The organism is Streptomyces sp. NPDC050508, assembly GCF_040655155.1.
GTDB lineage: Bacteria > Actinomycetota > Actinomycetes > Streptomycetales > Streptomycetaceae > Streptomyces.
This window is the reverse complement of sequence record NZ_JBFAJJ010000049.1, coordinates 1-1,136: the sequence shown is the minus strand read 5'-3', so window position 1 is coordinate 1,136 and position 1,136 is coordinate 1. Positions and strand designations below refer to the sequence as shown.

Sequence of the window (1,136 nt, the reverse complement as noted above, 5' to 3'; positions counted from 1 at the left end):
GCTAGTGTCCTGAGTCGTTAGTTCGCTTGCGGTTGTAGGGTGGGTTGATGCCTGGCCCGAAGCCGTTGCCGCTGGAGTTGTCCGATCACGAACGCCGGGTGCTGCGGGGCTGGTTGCGCAAGCAGACCGCCTCTCAGGCCCTGGTAATGCGGTCGAGGATCGTGCTGGCGTGCGCGGAGGGCCTGCCGAACGCGCAGGTCGCGGATGACCTGGGTGTCTCGCGGGAGACGGTGCGTAAGTGGCGGTCCCGGTTCGCCGCGGACCGGCTGGAAGGTCTGGTGGACCGGCCGCGTCCGGGAGCCCCGCGGAAGATCACGGACGAGCAGGTCGAAGCCCTGGTCGCCACGACGCTCGGCCAGGCGCCACCGACGGGTGATTCGCACTGGTCGACGCGCTCGATGGCCGGGGCAGCGGGCATGTCGCAGTCGGCCGTCTCGCGGATCTGGCGGGCGTTCGGCCTCAAGCCGCACATCGTGGAGACGTGGAAGCTGTCGACCGACCCGCAGTTCGTGACCAAGGTCCGTGACGTGGTGGGCATTTACCTGTCTCCGCCGGAGAACGCCCTGGTCCTCGCGGTGGACGAGAAGTCGCAGATACAGGCCCTGGACCGAACTCAACCGGTGCTGCCGATGGCACCGACCACGCCGGCGAAGATGACCCACGACTACGTCCGGCACGGCACGACCAGCCTGTTCGCCGCCCTGGACATCGCCTCCGGCTCGGTCATCGCCCAGCACTACCGCCGCCACCGCCACCAGGAGTTCCTCCGCTTCCTGAAGGTCATCGACGCCGCCGTCCCCAAGAACCTCGAACTCCACCTGATCCTGGACAACTACGCCACCCACAAGACCGAGCCGGTCAAGAAGTGGCTGCTCCGACACCCCCGCTTCCACCTGCACTTCACCCCCACCTCGGCGTCCTGGCTCAACCTCGTCGAACGCTGGTTCGCCGAGCTGACCTGCCGCAAACTCCGCCGCTCGGCACACCGCAGCGTCATCGAACTCGAACGCGACATCCGCGGCTGGATCAACGAGTGGAACAAGAACCCCAAGCCGTTCGTCTGGACGAAGACCGCCGACGACATACTCGACACCCTCGCCGCATACTGCACACGAATTAACGACTCAGGACACTAG

1 protein-coding gene is annotated in these 1,136 nt (G+C 66.4%); it reads left to right on the top strand.

Going from position 1 to position 1,136, the window contains the following annotated elements:
• The first annotated feature begins 47 nt into the window (after positions 1–47).
• Positions 48–1,136, top strand: coding sequence for an IS630 family transposase (locus tag AB0I69_RS48750; RefSeq protein WP_363102319.1), 1,089 nt, complete (start codon positions 48–50; stop codon positions 1,134–1,136).

Bases quoted from the DNA above. Each gene is read 5' to 3' on its own strand.
- AB0I69_RS48750 (WP_363102319.1), top strand. From the start codon at position 48: ATGCCTGGCCCGAAGCCGTTGCCGCTGGAGTTGTCCGATCACGAACGC.